The sequence below is a fragment of the Actinomadura sp. genome, from assembly GCF_044508335.1.
Lineage (GTDB): Bacteria > Actinomycetota > Actinomycetes > Streptosporangiales > Streptosporangiaceae > Spirillospora.
Genome location: NZ_JBIQHY010000116.1, coordinates 12,081 through 15,310, shown reverse-complemented (window position 1 = coordinate 15,310; position 3,230 = coordinate 12,081). Strand labels below are relative to the sequence as shown.

The window sequence follows — 3,230 nt, the reverse complement described above, 5'->3', positions numbered from 1 at the left end:
CGTCCGCCCGCGCGCCCGGCGGCGTCCCGCCCGGCGCCTTCACCGCACCGGCCGACCCGGCCGCGCGGCCCGGCGGGCCGCACCGGATGCCGCCCTGGCTGCCCAAGGCGTTCGCGCTGGCCGGCGCGGTCGTGCTGGCGTTCCTGGCCGGGCTGTGGCTGCTGCAGCGGCTGCGGGAACTGCTGCTGCTCCTGGTCACCTCGCTGTTCCTGGCGTTCGCGATCGAACCCGCGGTGAACTGGCTGGCCCGGCACCGGTGGCGGCGCGGCCCCGCCACCGCGCTGATGTTCGCGGCCGTCGGGCTGCTGCTCGCCGGGTTCCTCGGCGGCATCGGGTCGCTGCTGGCCGGCCAGGCCGCCAACCTCATCGACGGGTTCCCCGGCTACGTCCGCGAGCTCATCGGCTGGGTCAACGAAACGTTCGGGACGAACCTGTCGCAGGACACCCTGTTCGAGCGGCTCCCCACCGTCACCGGCGCGCTGTCGCGGCACCTGGCCGACCTGGCCCAGAACGTGTGGGGCATCGGCGCCACCGCGTTCGGCGTCGTCTTCAAGGCCCTCGGGGTGCTGCTGTTCACCTTCTACCTGTCGGCCGAAGGGCCCCAGTTCCGCCGCACCGTCTGCTCGCTGCTCCCGCCGCGCCGCCAGCACGAGGTCCTGCGCGCCTGGGAGATCGCCGTCGACAAGACCGGCGGCTACATCTACTCGCGCGGCCTGCTCGCCCTCATCTCCGGCATCGCCCACTTCGCCGCGATGGCGGCCCTCGGCGTCCCCTACGCCGCGACGCTCGCGCTGTGGGTCGGGGTGGTGTCGCAGTTCATCCCCGCCATCGGCACCTACCTGGCGGGCGCCGTCCCGGTGCTGATCGCGCTGGCGGTGTCCCCGGCGACCGCGCTGTGGATACTGCTGTTCATCCTCGCCTACCAGCAGCTGGAGAACTACCTGCTGCAGCCCCGCATCACCGCCCGCACCCTGGACATGCACCCCGCCGTCGCGTTCGGGCTCATCCTCGCCGGCGCCGCCGTCGCCGGGCCCCTCGGCGTGCTGCTCGCCGTCCCGTTCGGCGCCAGCCTGCAGGCGTTCGCCACCGCCTACGTCCGCCGCTACGACGTGGAGGACCACCCCCTCACCGCGCCCGACCCGCCCGGCGCCCACTGGTGGCGCTGGCTGCGCCGCAACTGACCCGCCCTGACCTGCGAGCAGCCGCTGGCCGCGTACGCCCGGCCGCGCGCGGCCGGCGGGCATGTCGAGGATTGCCGTGGACGGCGGCCGCGGCCGGGTTACCGTGCCCAAAAGCATGATCACCCGGGTAGTCCCGGGGCCGGAGGGAGCCGACATGTACCGTCCCCGCACGCGCCGCCGGTGGCTCGCCGGCCTCACCGCCGGGGCCCTCTCCGCCGCCGCACTGGCCGCGCCCGCCGCGCACGCCGCCCCCGCGCGCGGCGGCGCCCCCGGGCACGGGCACGGCAAGAACCCCGCGCTGCTGCGGATCCTGCGGTCGATGACGCTGGAGGAGAAGGCCGCCCAGCTGTTCGTCCTGCAGATCCACGGCACCGGCGCCGACACCTCCGACCCCGCCGACGTCGCCGCCAACCGGAAGCTGTACGGGGTCGACAACGCCGCCCAGGTCATCGCCCGCTACCACCCCGGCGGATTCATCTACTACGGCGAGAACGTCCAGGACCCGCGGCAGGTCGCCGCGTTCTCCAACGGCATCCAGCGCGCCGCCATGGCCCAGCCGCACCGCATCCCCGCCACCATCGCCACCGACCAGGAGGGCGGCATCGTCGCCCGCATCCAGCCGCCCGCCACCCAGTCTCCCGGCGCCATGGCGCTGGCCGCCGGGCGCCGCACCGGCGACGCCCGCGCCCTGGCCCGCATCACCGGACGCGAACTGCGCGCCATCGGCATCAACCAGGACTACGCGCCCGACGCCGACGTCAACGTCAACCCCGCCAACCCCGTCATCGGCGTCCGCTCCTTCGGCTCCGACCCCGGCCTGGTCGCGTCCATGGTCACCGCGCAGGTCGGCGGCTACACCTCCGGCGGAGTGACCGCCACCGTCAAGCACTTCCCCGGGCACGGCGACACCACCACCGACAGCCACACCGGCGTCCCCCACATCGACCACACCCGCGCCGAATGGGAACGCCTCGACCTGCCGCCGTTCCGCGCCGCGATCGCCCACGGCGCCGAGGCCGTCATGACCGCGCACATCGTCGTGCCGTCCCTGGACCCCTCCGGCGACCCCGCCACCCTGTCGCGGCCCATCCTCACCGGCATCCTGCGCGACCAGCTGCACTACCGCGGCGTCGTCGTCACCGACGCCCTCGACATGCAGGGCGTCCGCGACAAGTACGGCGACGAGAACATCCCCGTCCTCGCCCTCAAGGCCGGCGCCGACGTCCTGCTCAAACCGCCCGTCGACGACGACGGCAACGGCGTGTTCCCCCGCCAGCTCGCCGCCGTCGTCAACGCCGTCCACACCGGCGAGCTGACCGAGCGGCGCATCGACGAATCGGTGTACCGGATCCTGGAGCTCAAGCACCGGCGCGGCCTGTTCCGCGACCCCTACGCCGACGAGTCCCGCGTCGGACGGACCGTCGGGACGCCCGCGCACCTGGCCGCCGCGCAGCGCGCCGCCGACCGCACCACCACCCTGGTCCGCAACGACGCCGGCGTCCTGCCGCTGCGGCCCGGCGCCCGCGACGTCCTGGTCACCGGATGGGGCGTGTCCACCACCGCGGCCATCGGCACCGAGATCGCCCGGCGCGGCGCCACCACCACGATCCGGCAGACCGGCATCAACCCCGGCCAGGACGGCATCGACGCGGCCGTCGCCGCCGCACGCGACCAGGACCTCGTCGTCGCCGTCACCAACCGCGCCTGGGACATCAAGGACGAACCCGGCCACAACGGGCCCGGTCAGATGAACCTCGTCAAGGCGCTCATCGCCACCGGCACACCCGTCGTCGTCATCGCCGTCCGCGACCCCTACGACATCGCCTGGTTCCCCGAGGCCGCCACCTACCTGGCCACCTACTCCTACACCGCCGAGGCGCTGCGGTCGGCCGCCAAGGTCCTGTTCGGCGAACTGGACCCGCGCGGACGGCTGCCCGTCGCCATCCCCGCCCGCGACGACCCCGGCGCCGTCCTCTACCCGTTCGGCCACGGCCTGAGCTACCGCGACTGACCCCGCCCCACATACCCCGCCCCGCGGGCCATGCGCGG

At 74.5% G+C, this 3,230-nt stretch carries 2 protein-coding genes; both read left to right on the top strand.

Annotated features, from left to right (window positions below):
• The coding region (locus tag ACIWVC_RS28360; RefSeq protein ID WP_396452336.1) for an AI-2E family transporter at positions 1 to 1,181 on the top strand (1,181 nt) is incomplete at its 5' end.
• A 154-nt stretch (positions 1,182 to 1,335) separates the two neighbouring features.
• Positions 1,336 to 3,192: a glycoside hydrolase family 3 protein gene (locus ACIWVC_RS28355; protein WP_396452338.1), complete on the top strand. Its 1,857-nt coding sequence runs from the start codon at positions 1,336 to 1,338 to the stop codon at positions 3,190 to 3,192.
• The last annotated feature ends 38 nt before the right edge of the window (positions 3,193 to 3,230 follow it).